Here is a 19,642-nt window from a genome sequence, read left to right on the forward strand (position 1 = left end):
CAAAAAAAGCAATGCGCATAATGGCATTGCTTTTTTAAAAATGGGAGTAGTTATTAATCGGCCATAGTGGTGGCTTCTTCTACAACTTTATTTAATTTTTTAGTAAGCGGGAATAATAATAAACCGGCAACAATAGCTGCAACAACGCTGATAGCAAAGAACACGGCTTTATTATCAAACTGATCCCAGAAACCCGCTAAAATTCCGGAGATTTTACCACCCAGAGAGGTAGTTAAAAACCAGCCACCCATCATTAGGGCCGTAAACCTGCGTGGGGCCACTTTAGATACCAGCGACAGGCCAACAGGACTCATAAACAATTCACTTATGGTAAAAACACCATAGCTCGCAAATATCCAGCCGCTGGATACTTTATCTATATAAATATTGGTGCTAAGACAGGCAAATACCATTACCAGCGACGACAAGCCTGCAATAATGGTACCCCATGCAAATTTGCTGGGCGTGGATATTTCTTTTTTGCGGGCCATTAAAAAACCAAAGAAACCAACTATAACGGGCGTAAGCACAATAATCCAAAACGGATTAATAGATTGATAAATTTCGGTGGAGATCAGCTTCATATCCTCCCCATCTTTGGGCCATTGGTCTTTTGGTAAATTCTGCAGATAGGGGTCGTTACCAATATGGGTTAACACTTTACCATCGGGCCCTTGTTGTGCCCTAAACTGCTGGTCAAGAATAGGCACTTCCTGTGGTTTGGTATTTACATTTTGTAAAAACTCAAATGGCTTTAATACTTTTTCTACAGCAGGTGATGTTTCCCTGTTGGTATAAGTATCTGCCCAAATAGTAAGGGCGGTAGCATTTTGGTTATAGATATTCCAGAAAATTATAGCTACTCCAAAAATGGTAAGTAAGGTACCCAGCCTTTGTTTGTCAAACCCTTTTGCACGGTACCAAAGGCTAAAGTAAAAAATGATTACCGGTATGCTGGCAAAAACAAAAGCATCATTTGAATCGGAGCCAATCAGGTTGCCCGGTATAAACCATCCAATAGCCCCTGCAATGGCAGCAGGTAAAAACACATACATCGAAATTTTCGATAAAGGCATATCCTCTTTATTGGCCGGCTTAATGATATTGGCACTCTTAATATGTTTAAGCCCACCAGAGAAAATAATTAACCCCAGCACCATACCTACACCTGCTGCTGCAAAAGCATAGCCCCAGCTATAATTAACCCTTAAATAAGCGGCCACAAAATTGCACACAAAAGCGCCTATGTTTACTCCCATATAAAAAATATTATAGGCCACATCTTTTTTACTCCTCAGCTCATCTTTATTATACAGGTTGCCCAATAGCACACTTATGTTTGGCTTAAAAAAGCCATTACCCACAATTACACAAAGCAGGGCCAGGTATAATAAGGTATTACTACCCGGTATGGCCAGTAAAAAATATCCCAGCGCCATTAATGCACCGCCAAAATAAATTGACTTAATATACCCCCAATATCTGTCGGCAATTAAACCGCCAATAAAAGGGGTTAGGTATACCAGGGCTACATAAGTACCAACAATATCAACGCCCATAGAGGTATCCATTCCCTTACCGCCTTTGGCGGGAGTATCTTTTAAGTATAACAGTAATATGCCTACAATAAGATAATAGCCAAAGCGTTCCCACATTTCTGTAAAGAACAGTACATATAAGCCTTTGGGATGTTTTGCACTAACTGCTTTTTGCTCCATAAAAAAATATTTTCTTTAAAAATAGAGGAACTAACTTTTTATTTAGGGGTTCAAAATACAGATTAATTGTAAATACACGCCGCTTATTTGTAAAATCGGTTTTACATTCGCTTCTGCAAAAAATTAAGCATGAATATACTTTTACTGGGTGCTGGCGGAAGAGAACATGCACTGGCATGGAAACTGGCACAAAGTGCCCATTGTAGCAAGCTTTTTATAGCACCGGGCAATGCCGGCACCATGCAATTTGGCACCAATATAGCCATTAGTGCCACCAATTTTGAAGCACAAAAACAGTTTTGCCTGGAACAGGGAATTGATATGGTAGTGGTTGGTCCTGAAGACCCATTGGTTTTAGGGGTATACGATTATTACCAGCAGGATGCTGCCCTGCAACATATACTTGTAATTGGCCCGGCCGCATATGGTGCCCAGCTGGAAGGCAGTAAGGCTTTCTCTAAAAAATTTATGCAGCGTCATAATATACCCACCGCTGCTTATGCCGAATTTGAGACCTCCAATTTTGAAGAAGGCAAAGCATACATAGCACAACATAGCTTACCCATTGTTTTAAAAGCCGATGGCCTGGCTGCTGGCAAAGGAGTAGTTATTTGCACCAGCCATGCAGAAGCCCTGCAGGTTTTTGAAGAAATGATTGTACATAAACAATTTGGCGATGCCTCCAGCCGCGTGGTAATAGAACAATTTCTGGATGGTATTGAAGTAAGCATTTTTGTACTTACCGATGGTACCAGCTACCAGATTATTGGCCATGCCAAAGATTATAAACGCATTGGCGTAGGCGATACAGGCCTTAACACTGGTGGTATGGGTTGCGTTAGCCCCGTACCATTTGCACAGGGCGAGTTTATGCAGAAAGCCATAGATCGTATTATTGAGCCAACAGTAAATGGTTTGGCTACTGAAAATATCACTTATAAAGGCTTTATCTTTTTTGGACTAATAAATGTACAAGGTGAGCCTTATACCATTGAATACAACTGCCGTATGGGCGACCCCGAAACCGAGGTGGTAATGCCACGCCTAAGCAACGATTTGGTAGAATTGTTTTTAGCCATTCACAATGGCAATCTGGCCAATACTACAATACAGTTCGATGAACGTGCCTGCGCCACCGTGGTGGCTGTAAGCGGCGGTTACCCGGGTAATTATACAAAAGGTTATGGCATTACCGGTTTACCCGCGGCTAATACCCATGCCGATACCATTGTGTTTCATGCAGGCACCAGTTTGCAAAACAATGTAATTCAAACCAATGGTGGCCGGGTGCTGGCAGTAACATCTTATGCGGATAATATAGGCAGCGCAGTACAAAAATCCAAGGCAGTACTGGAGCAAATACATTTCGATGGCATGTATTACCGCCACGATATTGGCTACGAATTTTAAATACAATGGTTAGCCGGCTGTAAAACATCGGTCAGCTTTACTTGTGTCACTCACTGCATCTTTCTGCTTACTATGGTCAGGCATACGCGTATGTATATAAGCTTTTAGGTATACCAAAAGCGTTGGCGCCGGCATTTGATTTTCGCACGGCAAATTGGCTATGCTTTTGTAGTTTTTTGGCTGTAAAATGCAGCATAGTGTTACTGCTGTACAAGAGTGCGACGCAAGTAAAGCCAAATAATATTGCTGTTGCCCGGCCCCAAAAATCTATTGTACAATATGGCTTAATTTATGTAAAATTGTGTTATGTCAACGCTAATAAAATGCCCCAGTTGCGCTTTTGAATTTCCGCTGGAAGAAGCCCTGAATGATGAACTGAAAGATGCTATAGAAAAAGAAAAACAACAGCTGCGCCAGCAAATGCAGGATTATAAACGCAGCAAAGAAGATGAACTGCGTAAAAAAGAAGAAGACTTTACCCGTCAGAAACAATTACAGGAAGATAGCTTTCAAAAAAAGCTGGACGATGCTGTAAAACAACGCAACCAGCAAATAGAAGAATCCATCCGCAAATCTGTATCGGCTGATTATCAAAATCAGTTACAGCTATTACAGCAAACTGCCTCCGAGAATGCAGAAAAATTACAACAGGCCCGTGCCAGGGAGATGGAATTTTTACAAAAAGAACAGGCGCTTAAAGTAAAGGAAGAAGAATTGCAGCTTACCCTGCAACGCCAACTTATAACAGAGCGGGAAAAACTAAAAGAGCAATTACAAAAAGATGAGCAAAATAAACTGCAAATGAAAGAAGAAGAATTTCAGCTGCGGTTAAAAGAAAGGGATAAACAGATAGAAGACCAAAACCGGTTGATAGATGAAATGAAACGCAAATCGGAACAAGGTAGTATGCAATTACAGGGCGAGGTACAGGAGCTATTGCTGGAAGAAATTTTACAGGCTACTTTTCCATTTGATAAAATTGAGGAAGTGGGAAAAGGAGTGCGTGGTGCAGATTGCACACAGGTGGTACGCAACCAGTTTGGTAACGAGGCCGGAAAAATTATTTACGAAAGCAAACGCACCAAAGACTTTAGTAACGATTGGATTGATAAATTAAAGGCCGATATGCGCAACCTGGGTGCTGATGTGGCCGTAATTGTAACACAAGCTTTTCCAAAAGATATGGACCGTTTTGGTGAAAAAGATGGCGTATACATTTGCTCTTTTAGCGAGGTGAGAAGTGTGGCGCTGGTATTGCGTAATGCCATATTAAAAATTGCCGATGCCCGTAAAAGCCAGGAAAATAAGGGCGATAAAATGGTAATGCTGTACGACTACCTTATTGGCAGCGAATTTAGCGAGCAATGGAAAGCCATACGCGAAGGTTTTATGAGCATGAAACTAAGCATTCAAAAAGAAAGGGATGCTATGGAAAAACTGTGGAAGGCACGTGAAAAGCAACTGGAAAAGGTGTTATTAAATGCAGCGCATATAAGGGGTTCTATTGAAGGAATTGCTGGTGCAGATGCCGTAAATTTGAACCTGCAGGATGATAATGAGTTAAACCTGCTGATGTAAAGCCGGCAATATGTACCAGAAAGAACTAACAGAAAATATCAGGCCTTCGCGTAAGAAACCCATTTTTCCGGTGAATGAAAAGTTGCGCCAATACCTGATACGTCATGGCCGGGAAATAAGGCTGCCCGCTACTTATAGCGATCTGCGGCATTTTACCTATTCTACCCCCATACTGGATAAAAACGGCAAGTATTCGCTATGGGAAAAAGTTTCGTACGACATGCGGGAATGGAACTACCTGCGGGAAAGTCTGGTATGCATTTACGCCATTTTAAAAACCGAGGGCGATCTTAGCTTTGTAGACCACCTGGATGTGGCCGGCATAGATTTTTGTGTTTTTGGAAATAGCCAGCCTTTTCGCATACGCATTGTAAATAAGTTTAACGAAAACCACGACCACTACTATATTAAACAGGCCGATGCCAGCCGCATTTACGGGCTGGAGCTGGAACATATTTTATCGCCCAACCGCATTACCTATTTTACCAATCACAATACACTGGTTGAGGAACACATACCCGGCATACCCGGCGATATTTTTGCGGAGCATTTTTTGCAAAAACCCAGTACCAATGCGGTACGATTTGCCAAAGAGTTTGTAAAATTTAATGAACGCTGTTTTATACGCCTGTTGGGCGATATGCGCAGCTATAATTTTGTGGTAAACATTACCCCCGATATAGACGAAGACTCGCAATATCGCATACGTGCTATAGATTTTGACCAGCAAAGTTATGAAGGCCGCAAAAACCTGTACCGCCCACAGTTTTTTAAAGAAAATGCGGCCTTTGTAGAGCTGGTATTAAAACACTTAAACACAGAATCTATTGCACAATACCAGGCCGAGGAAAGAACTTTAATGACATTTAGGTTAATCTCCTCCCGCTATCGTATAAAAGAGTTGCTTGACAATATGAACAGGGACAATATTTCAACACCCGTAAAAATAGACCAGTTAAGAATTGAGCTGGCCGATCATTTTCAAAACATTGCCTACCTGCGCCAAAAAAATATGGGCGAAATATTAAGGCTGCAGCTAAAACAATCGCTGCGCAAAAGCCTGTATGTATTGCCCCGCAACCGTACCCGTTTTGATGATTAGTCTGCATAATACTCGGCACTTACCTTTTTTTTATGTTTTTTATGAGCCTGGCTATTGCAGCTATGGGCATCCAACTTGCGTCGCACACTTGTACGGCCGGGTACTTTGGGGGGCGGTACAAACAGCCAAATTGTCAATCGGATATAAATCTTTAGTAACTAAGTTGCTAAAAATAATCAGTGATATATTCTCAGAAATTACCGCGAACTACTACTTTAATTAAGTTGTACACCATTGCCAGAATTTTAAAGGAATTTGACATTCACTAAAAAGCTATGAAATTATGTATATTTGATTATGGATAAAATGCTGAAAATAGTAAACCTAAAAGACAGAAATACTGACTTTGCATTTTGGCAAACGCAAACTGATTTACAAAGACTTCAAGCTGTAGAAACTTTAAGACAACAATATATAAAATTTAAAAGCGATGTTCAGCCAAGACTTCAGAGAGTTTATAGAATTGTTAATAAAACACAAGGCTGAATATTTAATTGTTGGCGGTTATGCGGTGGGTGTGCATGGTCATCCAAGATATACCGGAGACTAGGATATATGGCTTAACCCAACTCCCGAAAATGCAACGCTAATTCTTACATGCGTTAATGAATTTGGATTTTCTTCCTACAGACTTACTCAAGCAGATTTTATTAAACAAGGTAATGTTATTCAATTAGGATATCCGCCATTGAGGATAGATTTGCTAACAGAAATAGATGGCGTAACATTTGAAGAATGTTATAAAAACCGAAAAGAAGTTGTTATTGCTAACCTTGCCGTAAACTTTATCGGGTATGAAGATTTATTAAAAAATAAATTGGAATCTGGCCGCCCTAGGGATTTAGATGACATAGACAATTTGAAGTAGTGAATACAACTGTCTTCAATTAAAATGGGTGCATTAAAAATTATTTCATTTCCCCACTTTAAGAAACAGAAAGTTACATCTGGTATAGCACTGTAATAAATGGTAAAGCTGCTATACTTGCAAAATATAATTGAGCGGTCGGGTACTTTGGGGGGCTGTACAAACAGCATTTGGTTTTCAATAACTGTTTTATTAAAATTATTGCTAGTTAATAGTTTTAAAAACAACTTTTGTTTTATCAGGAATTTTTTTGCAATTACCTCCTTATAAACTTTTTAACCGCTGTATTCAATGCCCCATTAATAACCCACCGCACAAGAGTGCGACGCAAGTAAACCTGCATTTTGTTACAACAGCTGGGTACAAAATAGTTCTGCCTTTATAAAGGGCTTAACTTTTTAATGGGGGTAAGTTCTACCTTACGAAATTCTACTTCTGAACCTTCGGCCTGTAAGGCTATATTGCCTTTGGCGGCTGTGCAGTTAAAGCCATCATTTACCAGGTCTCCATTTACCCAAACGCGGATGGTATTGCCCACACATTCAATGGTCATGCTGTTCCACTCGCCCAATGGTTTTTCTGAGGTATCGGTAAGGTTTTTTATGCGGCGTTCTTTGCCTTCGGTAATGCCCCAGTTGGCTTTGGGTCCGCGGCGGGTTTCCATATCTTTTACAGCTATATCTTCTACAATACACCAAAAATCTCCGGCATCGCCATGTTGCATTTGCACTTCAATAGATTTGGGAAACATTTTGTACAAAGCCCTTGGCGTAGATGCAAATACCAGTACCCCGCAATTACCCGGCACACCGGCAAAACGATATTCTACCTGCAAACGGTAATTCTGATAAACGGCATCGGTAATTAAATGGCCCTGGGGTGTACCCAGACTAACCAATAAACCATTACGGATAATAAAAGGGTTGATTGCTTTGGCATCGGTATCCATGGCGGGTACATCTACATGCCAGCCACTAAGGTCTTTTCCATTAAACAGGCTGCGGGTTTGTGCAGTAGCGTTTGCCTGCACCAACAGCATGGCGGCAAGAACTAATAAGGCGATACAATTTTTCATTTGGCTGGTTTAAATTATGGTGTGGTTATAGTTACAATATTGGTTTGTGCCCTGGGTAATTTTAGTGTATTGCCCATAAAGCCATCAATGGCCTGTTGCACAGATAATAAATCTTTCGATTTTATATAACTGCCAATTACATGGTCACCCGCATTGGGGATAGCCTGTTTTATTTTAACCGCCGAACCCAGCTGATCAAACATGGTAAGCATGGCAGGCACACTTACAACAGGGTCCTGATGGGTTTCATCTTTATAATAGTAAAGTAATAAAACGGGTTGTTTTACTTTGGCAAAATTGTCAGGCGTCATGGTAGTTTCCAGCATTTCCTGTAATTGTACGGTAGCCTGCATAGGGTACTGGTAATACCAGTATTTTTTATATATGGCGGTGCTATCGCCAGCGATAACCATATCGCTGCCGGTAATTAAATTGGCCAGCTGTAATCCCCAGTGGTTGTTTAACAGATAGGCATTGGGATTGTTAATGGCAATATTGGGGCTTAATAAAACAAGTGCCGCCACATCATTAGGATAAGCTGCCGCAAGTTGCAGTGCATTGGTGCCACCGGTTGATGTGCCCATTAAAATAACTTTATCGCCCAGTTGTTTGCCAATGGCCAATGCCTGTTTGGCGCTTTCCCAATAATTTTCTGCGGTTAAATACATCATGGGCATTACTGTATCAATACCATGTTGCGATAAGCGGGATAAATACAAATTACAACCATAGGCTTTGGCAATATTGGTATGTATGGGGCTCCCCTCCTCCTGCGAGGCTGAGTATCCGTGCAGGTAAACAATGGCATAGGGAGTTTTTTGTTTAAGCGAGTCGTTGGCCCATACAATACGGGCTTCATTACTGGGTTTAATGGTATGCTGCGCTTCGTTATTGCTTATATAGGTTTCCAACGCAGCCGGTGCGGCAGGCACCGTGGGTAAGGTATAATTGTAAACAGGTGCATCGGGTGCCGGCCCAAGCATATACACTATTACCAAAACAACAAGAATTGCTATTAACCATTTAACAAAACGCATATATCAATTTTGCTTTAAAGCTAAAGTAATTTTAGTGTTGGCTATTAAAATTGTGCAGAATATATTCTAAACCAGTAACAACCTTTATATTAGCCAGACAAAAGATTATTAATATTACTTTACTTGCGTCGCACTCTTGTGCGGCAACAATTATGGCAGCAAAAGCACAAATACAGTTAACATCAATTATCTGTAAACTAAAATGCTATTCTGTTTTTATCCAAGGGCAAGAAACCGTATCTTACTGCACTAAATTTTTTACTATGTATTTCAATATACGTCGCCAAATAATGGGCTTGTTTTTTATATTGGCCTGTTTACCCGTTTGCCTGTATGCACAGGTAATAACACCAGTTAGCCAAAGCAAAGCCATAGATTATACCAGACTGGCCCGTATAGATAGTATGGTAAATGATTATGTGCAGCACAACTGGATTAAAGGTGCCGTAACTATAATTGTAAAAGACAATCAGCTGGTACAATACAAGGGCTATGGTATGGCCGATGCCGCCACAAATAAGCCCATGGAAAAAGATGCCATTTTCCGTATCGCCTCACAAACCAAAGCTATTACAAGTGCCGGTATACTCATATTATACGAGCAGGGTAAATTGCAGTTAGATGAACAGGTAGGCGATTTTATCCCCGAATTTAAACAGCAAAATGTTCTCAATACCTTTAATGCGGTCGATACTACTTATACCACTGTGCCTGCCAAAAGGCCTATTACCATTCGCGATTTACTTACTCATACTTCGGGGCTCGATTACCCCGGTATTGGCAGCGAAAACATGAAAGCCATTTATGCCAAAGCAAAACTGGCACCAGGTTTTGGCATAACAAAAGACGCCAGCCTGCTGCAAAAAATGAAACAATTGGGCAACTTGCCCCTGGTACACCAACCCGGCGAACAATGGACATATGGCCTAAACTGCGATGTATTGGGTTGTATTATTGAAATAGTAAGTGGCATGAGTCTGCAGGATTTCTTAACCAAAGAAATTTTTACTCCATTGGGTATGAAAGACACTTATTTTAATGTGCCAGCAGCCAAAGCCAGCCGGTTAACAACCGTGTATACCGAAGATTCCACACATCAAATAATACCATGGCCCACAGGCAATTTTAATACCGATCCTAATTTCCCGCTGCAAAACAAAACCTATTTTTCTGGCGGCGCAGATCTTTCCTCAACCGGTTATGATTATGCTGTATTTCTGCAAATGATCATGAATGGAGGCATTTACAATGGCAAACGCATACTTTCCCCCAGAACAGTAGAAGCTATGCTTACCCCACAATTGGATTTCCTGTTTAACGATACCAATAATTTTGGTTTAGGCTTTGAAATAGTAGCCGAGAAAGGTGCCCGTAAAGGCACCAGACATAAAGGTACTTTTGGTTGGGGCGGATTTTTTGGCAGCACCTACTGGGCTGATCCTAGATCCAAATTAATAGCTATAATCCTTACGCAACAATCACCAAACAGCCATTACCAGGTAATGGAAAAATTTGAATCCATGGTGTACTCCAGCCTTAAATAATTAAAACAGCTAAATAAGTAACAGGGATGACAGGTTTAATCATATTTCTAATCAGTGGATTTCTTTTGGTATGGCTGGTGGCACGTAAAAAACCACCTGTAAAAATAGAGGTAGTATTGCCAGAAAACATTGATGAACTATTGGAGGAAAATATTGCCTATTACCGCTCATTACCTGCAGAAAAGCAAAGCTTGTTTGTAGATAAGGTAAAAGACTTTCTTTCTTATGTAAATATCAAAGGCGTAAACACTACTATTAATGAGCTTGACAAATTAATGGTAGCCTGCAGTGCGGTAATACCCATTTTTGGTTTTGGTAACTGGCGCTATTTTAACCTTACTGATGTACTGCTATACGATGGCGCTTTTAATGCCCAAAAATTCTCTACCAGCGGAGAAGATACCCACACACTGGGCATGGTAGGTACCGGTGCTATGGAAGGCATGATGATCTTATCCAAACACGCGTTGCAGCAGGGCTTTTTAAACGAAACTGATAAAAGCAATATCGGCATTCACGAGTTTGTACATTTACTGGATAAGGCCGATGGCGAAACAGATGGTATTCCCGAACAATTGCTTAGCAAACAATACACCATCCCCTGGATTAACCTGATGAACGAAAAAATTGCCGCCATACAAAAAGGCAGTTCTGATATTAACCCCTATGGCGCCGTGAGCAAAACAGAATTTTTTGCGGTAGCCGCTGAATATTTTTTTGAACGGCCCGACCTTTTTAAAACCAAGCACCCACAATTATTTGCCTTAATGGAAAAGGCTTTTATACAACAACCTGCTACCAAATAATCCGTACAACTTATTAATAAATCTTTAAAATGGCAGATATACACCCAACGTACATTGCTGCCTTGTTTAAAACATTACATTTGAAATATGTCTGCACAATTAAATGCTACCAGGTGGGTAAACGAATATGGCGATATGCTGTATCGTTTTGCTTTACCAAGGGTAAACAATGCAGAAATTGCAAAGGATCTGGTGCAGGATACATTTCTGGCTGCCTGGCGTAATCACGAAAGTTTTAAGGGAGAAACCTCAGAAAAAAACTGGTTGTATGCCATCCTTAAAAATAAAATCATCGATCATTTTCGCAAGGCTAGCAACAGATTAACAGATAGCCTACCTGGCGTTCCAGATGACGACCCCTATTTTGATGATGCAGCACACTGGACAGAAGCCGCCTCACCTGCAGGCTGGCAAAACAGTAGCGATGCCCTGGAGAAAAAAGAGTTTTACGATATCCTGCGCAAGTGCAAGGGTAAATTAAAAGATATACAAAACACCGTATTTAGCTTAAAATACCTCGAAGGCATGGAAAGCGAAGAAATATGTAAGGAACTAAATATTACCGCGTCTAACTACTGGGTGTTAATACACAGGGCCAAGCTGCAATTAAGGGCTTGTCTCGAAAAAAACTGGTTTATTCAATAAGTGCGTATGAAATGGATGATTACCTGTAAAGAAGCCACTAACATGATCTCTAAAAAAGAGGAGGGAAAAATTTCCCTGCCCGGCTATCTGCGTTTATGGTATCATTTATCTATTTGTAAAATGTGCTCGCTCTTTAATAAACAAAACAAACTCATCATTAAGCAAGCCGGTAAATTACACCAGCATATTCACGACGAACTTAGCACGCAGGACAAGCAAGCCATCATCAACCAGCTCGAAAACAGTACTTCCTAAAACTATATTTTTTATTATTAGCCTAGCATAAGGTATTAATGGCAGCAGCCGTTGCGTCGCACTCTTGTGCTTTATGAATTTCCATCGGTATTTATGTAAACCCTTTGCCCAGGCCTATGCTGCCGTACAAGAGTGCGACGCAAGTAAAGCCACCTACTTATCCAACAGCCGGGCCCAATAAACTAATAAATTACAGTAACCGTTCCTTTTTGTACCAGGTTTTTTTCGCCCTTATTAGAGAAGCGGGCAATCCACACATAAGTGCCGGGTGCTATATGGCTATTCGGCATTTTGCCATCCCATTTGGCAAAAGGGTTATTGCTTTTAAAAACCAGTTGGCCATTGCGGCTAAATACCAAGAGCGAATAATCCTGCACGGTTGCTAAAATGCCTACCGGTCCAAAAAAATCATTTAGCCTGTCGTTATTTGGGGAAAAAGCAGTTGGAAAAAATATCAAGCCGCAATCGCCGGTAATATGGATGGTATCAGATATAACGCAACCCAGGTTATCTGTTACATGCACCATATAAGTGCCCGCCAATGTAATGGTAAGCTGCGGGTCAGTAGCATTATTTTGCCAGCGGTAGGCACTAAAATTACCCGGTTTAAGTGTAATGGAATTGCCGGGGCATAAAGTTGTATCGTTACCAATAAAAATTGGCGGCGGATCAATATTGGTAATGGCCGCAACCGTATTTACTATACAATGATTACTATCCGTAACAGTAAGCTGGTAATTACCAGAACTTACATTGTTAATATAATCTGAAGTAGCATTTTGCAGGCTCCACAAATAACTATAGGGCGCCACACCGCCCGTTACAATTGCATTGGCACCGGCATTATTAAAATGGCAATAAGAGGGTGTGGTATTGGTTTCAACATGCAGGGCCGGGGGCTCAGTAATGGTAAATGCTTCTTGTACACTGCAACCTACCGCATCTTTTACGGTAAATAAATAATTGCCCGCACCGGCATGTTGCATCATACTATCTGTATAAAGTGTACTGTCTTTTTTCCAGGAACTAATATAGGGCAAAGTGCCTCCGCTAACCATTGCATTGGCAGTACCTGTTTGTTTGCCGGCACATAACACATTGGTATGCGTTAACTGCACCGTAACCGCATCTGAAGGCTGTATTGTAGCTGTATCTAACAGTATACATCCATGCTTGTCAGTAATGCTGGCCACATAATTATCCGGTGCCAGACTTGAAATGCTTGCCGTATTGAAAATACCCGGGCTCCATTGAATTTGATAGGGGCTGGTGCCACCCAGTATATTAATCTCCGCACTGCCATTAGCCAATCCGCAATAGGTTTGTTTTGTTTGTATAAAAGAGGCCAGTTTATCGGGCTGTTCAATCAAGGCAGTGGCAAAAGCCTGGCAGCCTTCAGCATCGGTAACAATGGCCGCATAACTTCCTGCCGCCAAATTAGCAAGGGCAGCAGTGGTTTGGCCCGTAGGCCAGGTATATTGGTATGGCGTTTTACCTCCGGTGGCCATTAGTATAGCGGCACCATCGTTACCGCCAAAACAACTTACATTTTTTGTGGTATTGGCAATGGCTTCCAAATTGCTTAAGCCGGGTAAATTAATACGCAATACTTTACTACAGCCATTTTTATCGCTAATGGTAACGGTATACATACCCGATGGCAGGTTGTTGGCGGTAGCAGCAGTGCTTACATTAGGCTGCCAGCTAAAAGTATAGGGTGCAACGCCCCCTGCCACTGCAATAGCAATGCTGCCATTGCTAAGTGTGCAATTGGGTTTTACTATACTATAACTGGGTACAATTGGTGGCGGCTCAGTTAACAGAATATTTGCCGATGCCGGGCAACCAATGCCACTGGAAATAGTAACATTATAAAAGCCGGCATGCAGGTTTTCGGCAGTTTTGGTGGTTTGTACGGGCTTGGTATCCCAGCTGTAATTATAAAAGCTGCTGCCACCACTAAAATTTACTGTGGCCGATCCTGTACTATCGCCATTACAGCGCAGGGGTGTAACAATTGTAGCTACCACATCTTTATAAATTTCAAAACCGGGCAATTCTACTGTAGACGAGGTATTGCCCGGGCCATTTACTGTTAAACGTACTTTATAATTGCCCCCGGCGGTATAGGCATGTGTTGGATTGGGCAGTGTAGAAGTATTATCAGCACCCGAAGCCGTATCATCAAAGTTCCAGAGATAGGAACTGGTGCAGGGCGATGCAGTACTGGTAAAATTTACCCGTAAACTGCTGGAACATTTATAGGTAAAAGATGCCTTATTGGCTGGTGATTCCTGCACCATAAAATCGTCAATCGCAAAGCCATCAAAATTATTACAGCCTGCTCCTGAAGCAAATACAAACCTAAACAATACATTGGGCAAGCCTGCTAACATGGGGAGGCTATGTTTTACCGTTATCCAGCTTATGCTTCCACCACCCAAAAAACAACCGGGCCTTGAAGACTGTGTATTGCCCGACCAACCATTCTGATTGGCCAGTCCGGGTAGTACTGAGGCATTATACCAGTTTTCGGTATTACAGGTGCTGGCATCTCTAATGTCGCCGGCAATTTGCCAGCTAATGCCATTGTCGGTAGAGTATTCCAGGTTGGCGCCATCCAAACCAAATTCAGTTTCCCAAAAAACCTTGCAAATGATGTATGGGTTTTTAAGCAAAGAAAAATTAAAGCAAGGGCTTTTTAACCATGATTTTTGCCCATCGTTATAGGCTGCTTTGGTTAGTCCACCGGTAATCCAGCATTTGGTACCCGAAGCTGCGGAATTAATTACCGGCTTTACTGGTTTGCCCCAGGCCCAATCAGACTGTGAACCTCCGGGCACCCACCCATCGTTCGAGGTTTCAAAATCGGCAGTGTAGGGGTAAGCACTAACGGCACCGGCGCATTGGGCCAAAGTAAATTTTGGCTGTAATAAAAACAAGCATGCCAATATGAAAAACATCCTTGCAGGAGCAAAGTAAATATGGATGAATTTTTGAAGCATGCCTAAGTACCAATCTAATGGCTGTGTAAATTAATGTTTTAGCTGCATTGTATTGTAACCGGCTATAAAGCATTTATTTGGCTTTACTTGCGTCGCACACTGCAGGGTTCGGGCCCTGTGGCAGCAAAGAAATATGTTTATTTTTACTGCAGCAGGTGTAGCATAAAATGGCGCAAACGATTTCGCAGTATTATTCAGGTGGTTAATGCTACATTTAAAATAACATTTGCTTGCGGTATAAACACCCGTTGTTAAATAGTTGCCCAAAGCGCTACAGTACAAGAGTGCGACGCAAGGATGCTGCATGGTATTAATACAGCCAGGCTCAACAAAAAATAAAACTAAAATTTACAGCAATGAAAAGCAACCGCAGAAATTTTATAAAATACTCAGGTCTTACGGGAATTGGCATAGCAGGCGCCAATATGATGAATAGTTATGCCGCCACCACGCAGGATGCATTGGTAAATAATGTATCTACCCCCCGTAAACAGCTGTTTAACATGAGTGGTTATGCGGCCCCCAAATTAGACGCTGTGCGTATTGGATTTATTGGTTTGGGTAACCGTGGCCCCGGTGCAGTAGAACGTATGCGCCATATTGAAGGCACTGTAATTAAAGCCCTGTGCGATATAAGACCAGAAAAAGTGAATAAGGTAAAAAAATCGCTGGAAGGATCTATACATAACCCGGATATTTATACCGGCAAAGAAGAAGAATGGAAAAAATTATGCGAAAGACCCGATATTGACCTGGTATATATTACCACCCCCTGGGCCCTGCATACACCCATGGCTGTTTATGCTATGAACCATGGTAAACATGTATGTGTAGAAGTACCCGCCGCCAAAACCATTGACGAATGCTGGCAGCTGGTAGAAACATCGGAACGTACCCGCAAACATTGTATGATGCTGGAAAACTGCTGTTACGATTTTTTTGAATTGCTTACCCTTAATATGGCCAGGCAGGGTTTGCTTGGCGAAATTATTCATGGCGAAGGTGCTTATAACCACGACCTGTTAAAGAGTAATTTTTCTAAAGATGCCTACTACGATATGTGGCGGTTAAAAGAAAACTTACGCAATGGTAATTTATACCCCACGCATGGTTTAGGCCCAGTTGCCCAGGTAATGAACTTAAACCGCGGCGATAAAATGGATTACCTAAATGCCATGCAAAGCAACGATTTTATGATGGCGCCCATGGCCAAAGAACTAGCTGCCAACGATAGCTTTTATGCCCCCTATGCCGGCAAAAGTTTTAGGGGTAATATGAATGTTACCACCATACGTACCAATAAGGGCCGCACCATCATGTTGCAGCACGATGTTAGCTCGCCCAATATTTATTCCCGTATTTTTAAAATAAATGGTACCAAGGGTTCTGCCTTAAAATATCCAGGTCCGGCCCGTATAGCTTTTGGCGATGAAGACTGGCTTACCGATGAGGCCTATAAACAACTGGAAGAAAAATACCAGCCAGCCATTGTAAAAAAAGTTGGCGAAATGGCCAAACAAGTGGGTGGCCATGGTGGTATGGATTTTATAATGGATTGGCGTACCATAGATTGTTTGCGCAATGGCCTGCCGTTGGATCAGGACGTATATGATGCTGCTCTGTGGAGTGCAGTGGCACCGCTAAGCGAGTGGAGTGTGGCCAACCGGTCAAACGCTATTACGGTACCCGATTTTACCGGAGGCTCCTGGCAAAACAATCAGCCGGTGGATATTACACTGGAAAAAGGTGGTACCACCAAAGTATTAATGTAAATACATAGTGTTAACCCAGCTTTAATGCCATTGGCATCGCCGCTTGCGTCGCACTCTTTTACTGATGTAATGCTATGCAGCAAAAAATAAAACACTTATAATCAAAATAGCCACCCGCAGTGGCTATTTTGATTTATGCAAATAGGGCAACGGCATTTACAGTAATCGGATGTTTATATTATCTTTCCTTTATGATCTATAAAAGCTGTCTGATACTAATGTGTTGTTTGTGCTTTGCCATGGGCATATCTGCACAACAAAATCAGCTACAGCAAGATGACCAGTCTGCACAACATATCAGCGCCTATATAAAAAACTGCTTTAATACTGCCGATGAATTTATGGATGCGGAGCAGTACGACTCCGCACAAATATGGCTGAATAAAATACATGCCTTATTACCGGTTAAAAATATATCGCTGGATAATTATTTTTTACTTACCCGGCAGGCCGAAGTGTATTATTACAATAACCTTCAACAACTTGGGTTACAGGAAAGCCGCCGCGGACTGGCCATGGCCGAAGCCTTGAACGATAGTATTTTACTGGCAGACAGCTATAATTTTATTGGCCTGTTTTTTATGAATATTGACAGTGCAGCACAATCGGTAAAAGTTTTTAATAAGGGGTTGCGGTTTACCAAGCAGCCACCCAACCCTAAGCAATATATCAGCTTATCAAAACCACATCACCTGCATGGTAATTTGGCAGAAGCCTATTTTAAACTAGGCCATTTTGATAGTGCTTCCTATCACTATTATCTATCCTTGCAAAAAGCAGCAGCAATTAATTGGCACAGGGGTATTGCCGTTGCCCATAGCGGCCTGGGCGATGTTTTTTTTGCATTACATAGTATTGATAGTGCATTAATGCATTATACAGAGGGAGCCAATACCGCCATTGCATCGAACGATATTGATGTGGCGCTTATTTGTTATGGTGGCATGGCCAAATGCTTTCATGCAATGCAGCAGTATAGCAGTGTATTAACCAACCTTGATGCCGGTTTTGATTTATTAACCCGGCAGCCCAATATAAACAGGTTTTATGCATTGGTTTTTTTAAATACCGCCATTGATATTTATACAACAGAAAAAGAATTGCACCGCCTGGTAGCAGCACTTGAACTAAAATCTAAAATAGGCAAGGAAAATATTGACGATAATAACCGGCAGCTGCAAACCATTTTAAATGCCAGTATGCAAAATGAAAAACGCATTTTAACGCTGCAGGTATCTGAAGCAGAACGTAAACAGGAACTGGCCAATACCAGGTTAATACTGGCATTAATTGGCTTTACCTTTCTGGCCATTGGATTTTTGGTGTACCGTTATTTTCAAAATCAAAAACTGGCAGTTTCTAAAATAAGGCAAAAGATTAGTCAGGACCTGCATGATGATATTGGTGCATCGCTAAGTAGTTTGCAGATTTATGGTGCCATTGCAGAAAAAACATTAACCGAAGACCCGGATAAAGCGATGAAGATGATTAAGAAAATATCTGATCAGAGCAAACAGGTAATGGAGAACATGAATGATATTGTTTGGAGTATGAAGCCTCATGCAATGGCAACGGTTTCTTTGGAAGCAAAAATTAAAAACTATGGTGTAGAATTGTTAAGTGATAAAAACATTCTGCTGCATTACCATATAGCTGCAGGTATTGAACATCATTTGAAAGACATGATTGCCAGAAAAAATATTTTGCTGATTATAAAAGAAGCAATGAACAATATAGCCAAATACAGCAAAGCAACGGAAGCGTATTTGGAGTTATCAGTTATAAACGGCAACTGCATTTTAAACATTACTGATAATGGCGTAGGCTTTAACAGAACAACAATTACGCCCGGTAATGGCCTGATGAATATGGAACGCAGAGCCCTTGAATTAAAAGGTAAGTTAAGCATTGAAAGTACAGCCGGGCAAGGAACTATTATCAGAAGTATTTTCCCTGTGTAGGCAGGTTATGTATTTTTTATGCTGCTATATAATCTAACCGTACAAGAGTGCGACGCAAGTAAAGCTGCCATACAGCTATGCAGCCGGGTACATATAAATCTATTCTCTGCCAACTACCATTTTGGGTAACTAACTATAATTAGGGATGTTGGCAGCGGGATAAACAGATAATTTTACACAAGTGCAGATAAAAGTGTTTATATACGATGATAATACGGCCAGGCGTGATAGCCTTAAGGCGCTTATTGAGCTTAGTCCGGAGCTGCTATATGCCGGTGAGGGCATTAACTGCCTGAATGTATTGAATGATATGCAAACCCATTTTCCGGATGTGGTACTGATGGATATAAATATGCCGGGGGCAAATGGTATTGAAGGTTTAAAATTAATTAAGCAGGAGTTTCCCCATATTAAGGTGTTGATGCAAACGGTGTTTGATGATAATGATAATGTATTTGAATGTATACGTAACGGTGCCAGTGGCTATATTTTAAAAAAAGATGCACCACAGCGCATATTACAGGCCATACAGGAAGTAAATGAAGGTGGTGCTGTAATGAACCCCAGCATTGCCTTAAAAGTGCTTGATTATTTTAAACCGGGCAAAAAAGAAAATCCATTATCGGCAAGGGAAACACAGGTATTAGAATTACTTGCAGAAGGTCTTAGTTATAAAATGGTAGGCGATAAATTGTTTTTAAGTTTTAATACCGTTAATACCCATGTAAAGCATATTTACGAAAAATTGCATGTTTCTTCTTTGGGCGAAGCCATTGCCTTTTACTATAAAAACCTGCATTAGCGCTGCCTGTTAAACCAAATTTTGGGTAGCCATTTTTTTGAACCAAATTTCGGTTCTTTCATCA

15 protein-coding genes are annotated in these 19,642 nt (G+C 41.2%); 11 read left to right on the plus strand and 4 right to left on the minus strand.

Annotated elements, in window-relative coordinates:
* Positions 1 to 53: 53 nt before the first annotated feature.
* The gene (locus GD597_RS15565) at positions 54 to 1,718 is read right to left on the minus strand and encodes a peptide MFS transporter (protein WP_171608813.1); all 1,665 of its coding nucleotides are present in this window, start codon (positions 1,716 to 1,718) and stop codon (positions 54 to 56) included.
* Positions 1,719 to 1,847: 129 nt separating this feature from the next.
* Here GD597_RS15565 and purD point away from each other — a divergent pair, with 129 nt between their 5' ends.
* The 4 genes from purD to GD597_RS15585 all read left to right on the plus strand — a co-directional run bounded on the left by purD (position 1,848) and on the right by GD597_RS15585 (position 6,294).
* On the plus strand, positions 1,848 to 3,128 hold the full coding sequence (gene purD / locus GD597_RS15570) for a phosphoribosylamine--glycine ligase (protein WP_171608814.1): 1,281 nt from the start codon (positions 1,848 to 1,850) through the stop codon (positions 3,126 to 3,128).
* Between the two features lie 306 nt (positions 3,129 to 3,434).
* Positions 3,435 to 4,706 carry a DUF2130 domain-containing protein gene (locus GD597_RS15575; protein WP_171608815.1) on the plus strand — a complete coding sequence of 424 codons (1,272 nt, stop codon included), beginning with the start codon at positions 3,435 to 3,437 and terminating at the stop codon, positions 4,704 to 4,706.
* Positions 4,707 to 4,716: 10 nt separating this feature from the next.
* Positions 4,717 to 5,808 carry a hypothetical protein gene (locus tag GD597_RS15580; RefSeq protein ID WP_171608816.1) on the plus strand — a complete coding sequence of 364 codons (1,092 nt, stop codon included), beginning with the start codon at positions 4,717 to 4,719 and terminating at the stop codon, positions 5,806 to 5,808.
* 297 nt (positions 5,809 to 6,105) lie between these two features.
* On the plus strand, positions 6,106 to 6,294 hold the full coding sequence (locus GD597_RS15585) for a hypothetical protein (protein WP_171608817.1): 189 nt from the start codon (positions 6,106 to 6,108) through the stop codon (positions 6,292 to 6,294).
* Positions 6,295 to 7,055: 761 nt separating this feature from the next.
* Here the strand turns inward: GD597_RS15585 and GD597_RS15590 are convergent.
* Together GD597_RS15590 and GD597_RS15595 are read right to left on the minus strand one after the other, a co-directional pair.
* Entirely contained in the window at positions 7,056 to 7,751 is a 696-nt protein-coding gene (locus GD597_RS15590; RefSeq protein WP_171608818.1) for a 3-keto-disaccharide hydrolase, read from the minus strand.
* A 14-nt stretch (positions 7,752 to 7,765) separates the two neighbouring features.
* Entirely contained in the window at positions 7,766 to 8,788 is a 1,023-nt protein-coding gene (locus tag GD597_RS15595; RefSeq protein WP_171608819.1) for an alpha/beta hydrolase, read from the minus strand.
* A gap of 263 nt (positions 8,789 to 9,051) precedes the next feature.
* On the opposite strand from GD597_RS15595, the gene GD597_RS15600 reads away from it, so the two are divergent.
* The 4 genes from GD597_RS15600 to GD597_RS15615 all read left to right on the plus strand — a co-directional run bounded on the left by GD597_RS15600 (position 9,052) and on the right by GD597_RS15615 (position 12,038).
* Complete coding sequence (locus GD597_RS15600) at positions 9,052 to 10,332, plus strand: serine hydrolase domain-containing protein (protein ID WP_171608820.1); 1,281 nt, start codon at positions 9,052 to 9,054, stop codon at positions 10,330 to 10,332.
* 26 nt (positions 10,333 to 10,358) lie between these two features.
* Positions 10,359 to 11,138 carry a M90 family metallopeptidase gene (locus tag GD597_RS15605; RefSeq protein ID WP_171608821.1) on the plus strand — a complete coding sequence of 260 codons (780 nt, stop codon included), beginning with the start codon at positions 10,359 to 10,361 and terminating at the stop codon, positions 11,136 to 11,138.
* An 87-nt stretch (positions 11,139 to 11,225) separates the two neighbouring features.
* Positions 11,226 to 11,783: a sigma-70 family RNA polymerase sigma factor gene (locus tag GD597_RS15610; protein ID WP_171608822.1), complete on the plus strand. Its 558-nt coding sequence runs from the start codon at positions 11,226 to 11,228 to the stop codon at positions 11,781 to 11,783.
* Positions 11,784 to 11,789: 6 nt separating this feature from the next.
* The gene (locus GD597_RS15615; protein WP_171608823.1) at positions 11,790 to 12,038 is read left to right on the plus strand and encodes a hypothetical protein; all 249 of its coding nucleotides are present in this window, start codon (positions 11,790 to 11,792) and stop codon (positions 12,036 to 12,038) included.
* Between the two features lie 182 nt (positions 12,039 to 12,220).
* Here GD597_RS15615 and GD597_RS15620 read toward each other — a convergent pair whose 3' ends face one another.
* Complete coding sequence (locus tag GD597_RS15620) at positions 12,221 to 14,980, minus strand: T9SS type B sorting domain-containing protein (protein ID WP_171608824.1); 2,760 nt, start codon at positions 14,978 to 14,980, stop codon at positions 12,221 to 12,223.
* 419 nt (positions 14,981 to 15,399) lie between these two features.
* On the opposite strand from GD597_RS15620, the gene GD597_RS15625 reads away from it, so the two are divergent.
* The 3 genes from GD597_RS15625 to GD597_RS22145 all read left to right on the plus strand — a co-directional run bounded on the left by GD597_RS15625 (position 15,400) and on the right by GD597_RS22145 (position 19,578).
* Positions 15,400 to 16,815, plus strand: coding sequence for a Gfo/Idh/MocA family protein (locus GD597_RS15625; protein ID WP_171608825.1), 1,416 nt, complete (start codon positions 15,400 to 15,402; stop codon positions 16,813 to 16,815).
* A 191-nt stretch (positions 16,816 to 17,006) separates the two neighbouring features.
* Positions 17,007 to 18,776 (plus strand): tetratricopeptide repeat-containing sensor histidine kinase, encoded by a 1,770-nt coding sequence (locus GD597_RS15630; protein ID WP_171608826.1) that lies wholly within the window; start codon positions 17,007 to 17,009, stop codon positions 18,774 to 18,776.
* A gap of 181 nt (positions 18,777 to 18,957) precedes the next feature.
* The gene (locus GD597_RS22145) at positions 18,958 to 19,578 is read left to right on the plus strand and encodes a response regulator (protein WP_171608827.1); all 621 of its coding nucleotides are present in this window, start codon (positions 18,958 to 18,960) and stop codon (positions 19,576 to 19,578) included.
* The last annotated feature ends 64 nt before the right edge of the window (positions 19,579 to 19,642 follow it).

The sequence above is a fragment of the Limnovirga soli genome, from assembly GCF_013106755.1.
Lineage (GTDB): Bacteria > Bacteroidota > Bacteroidia > Chitinophagales > Chitinophagaceae > Limnovirga > Limnovirga soli.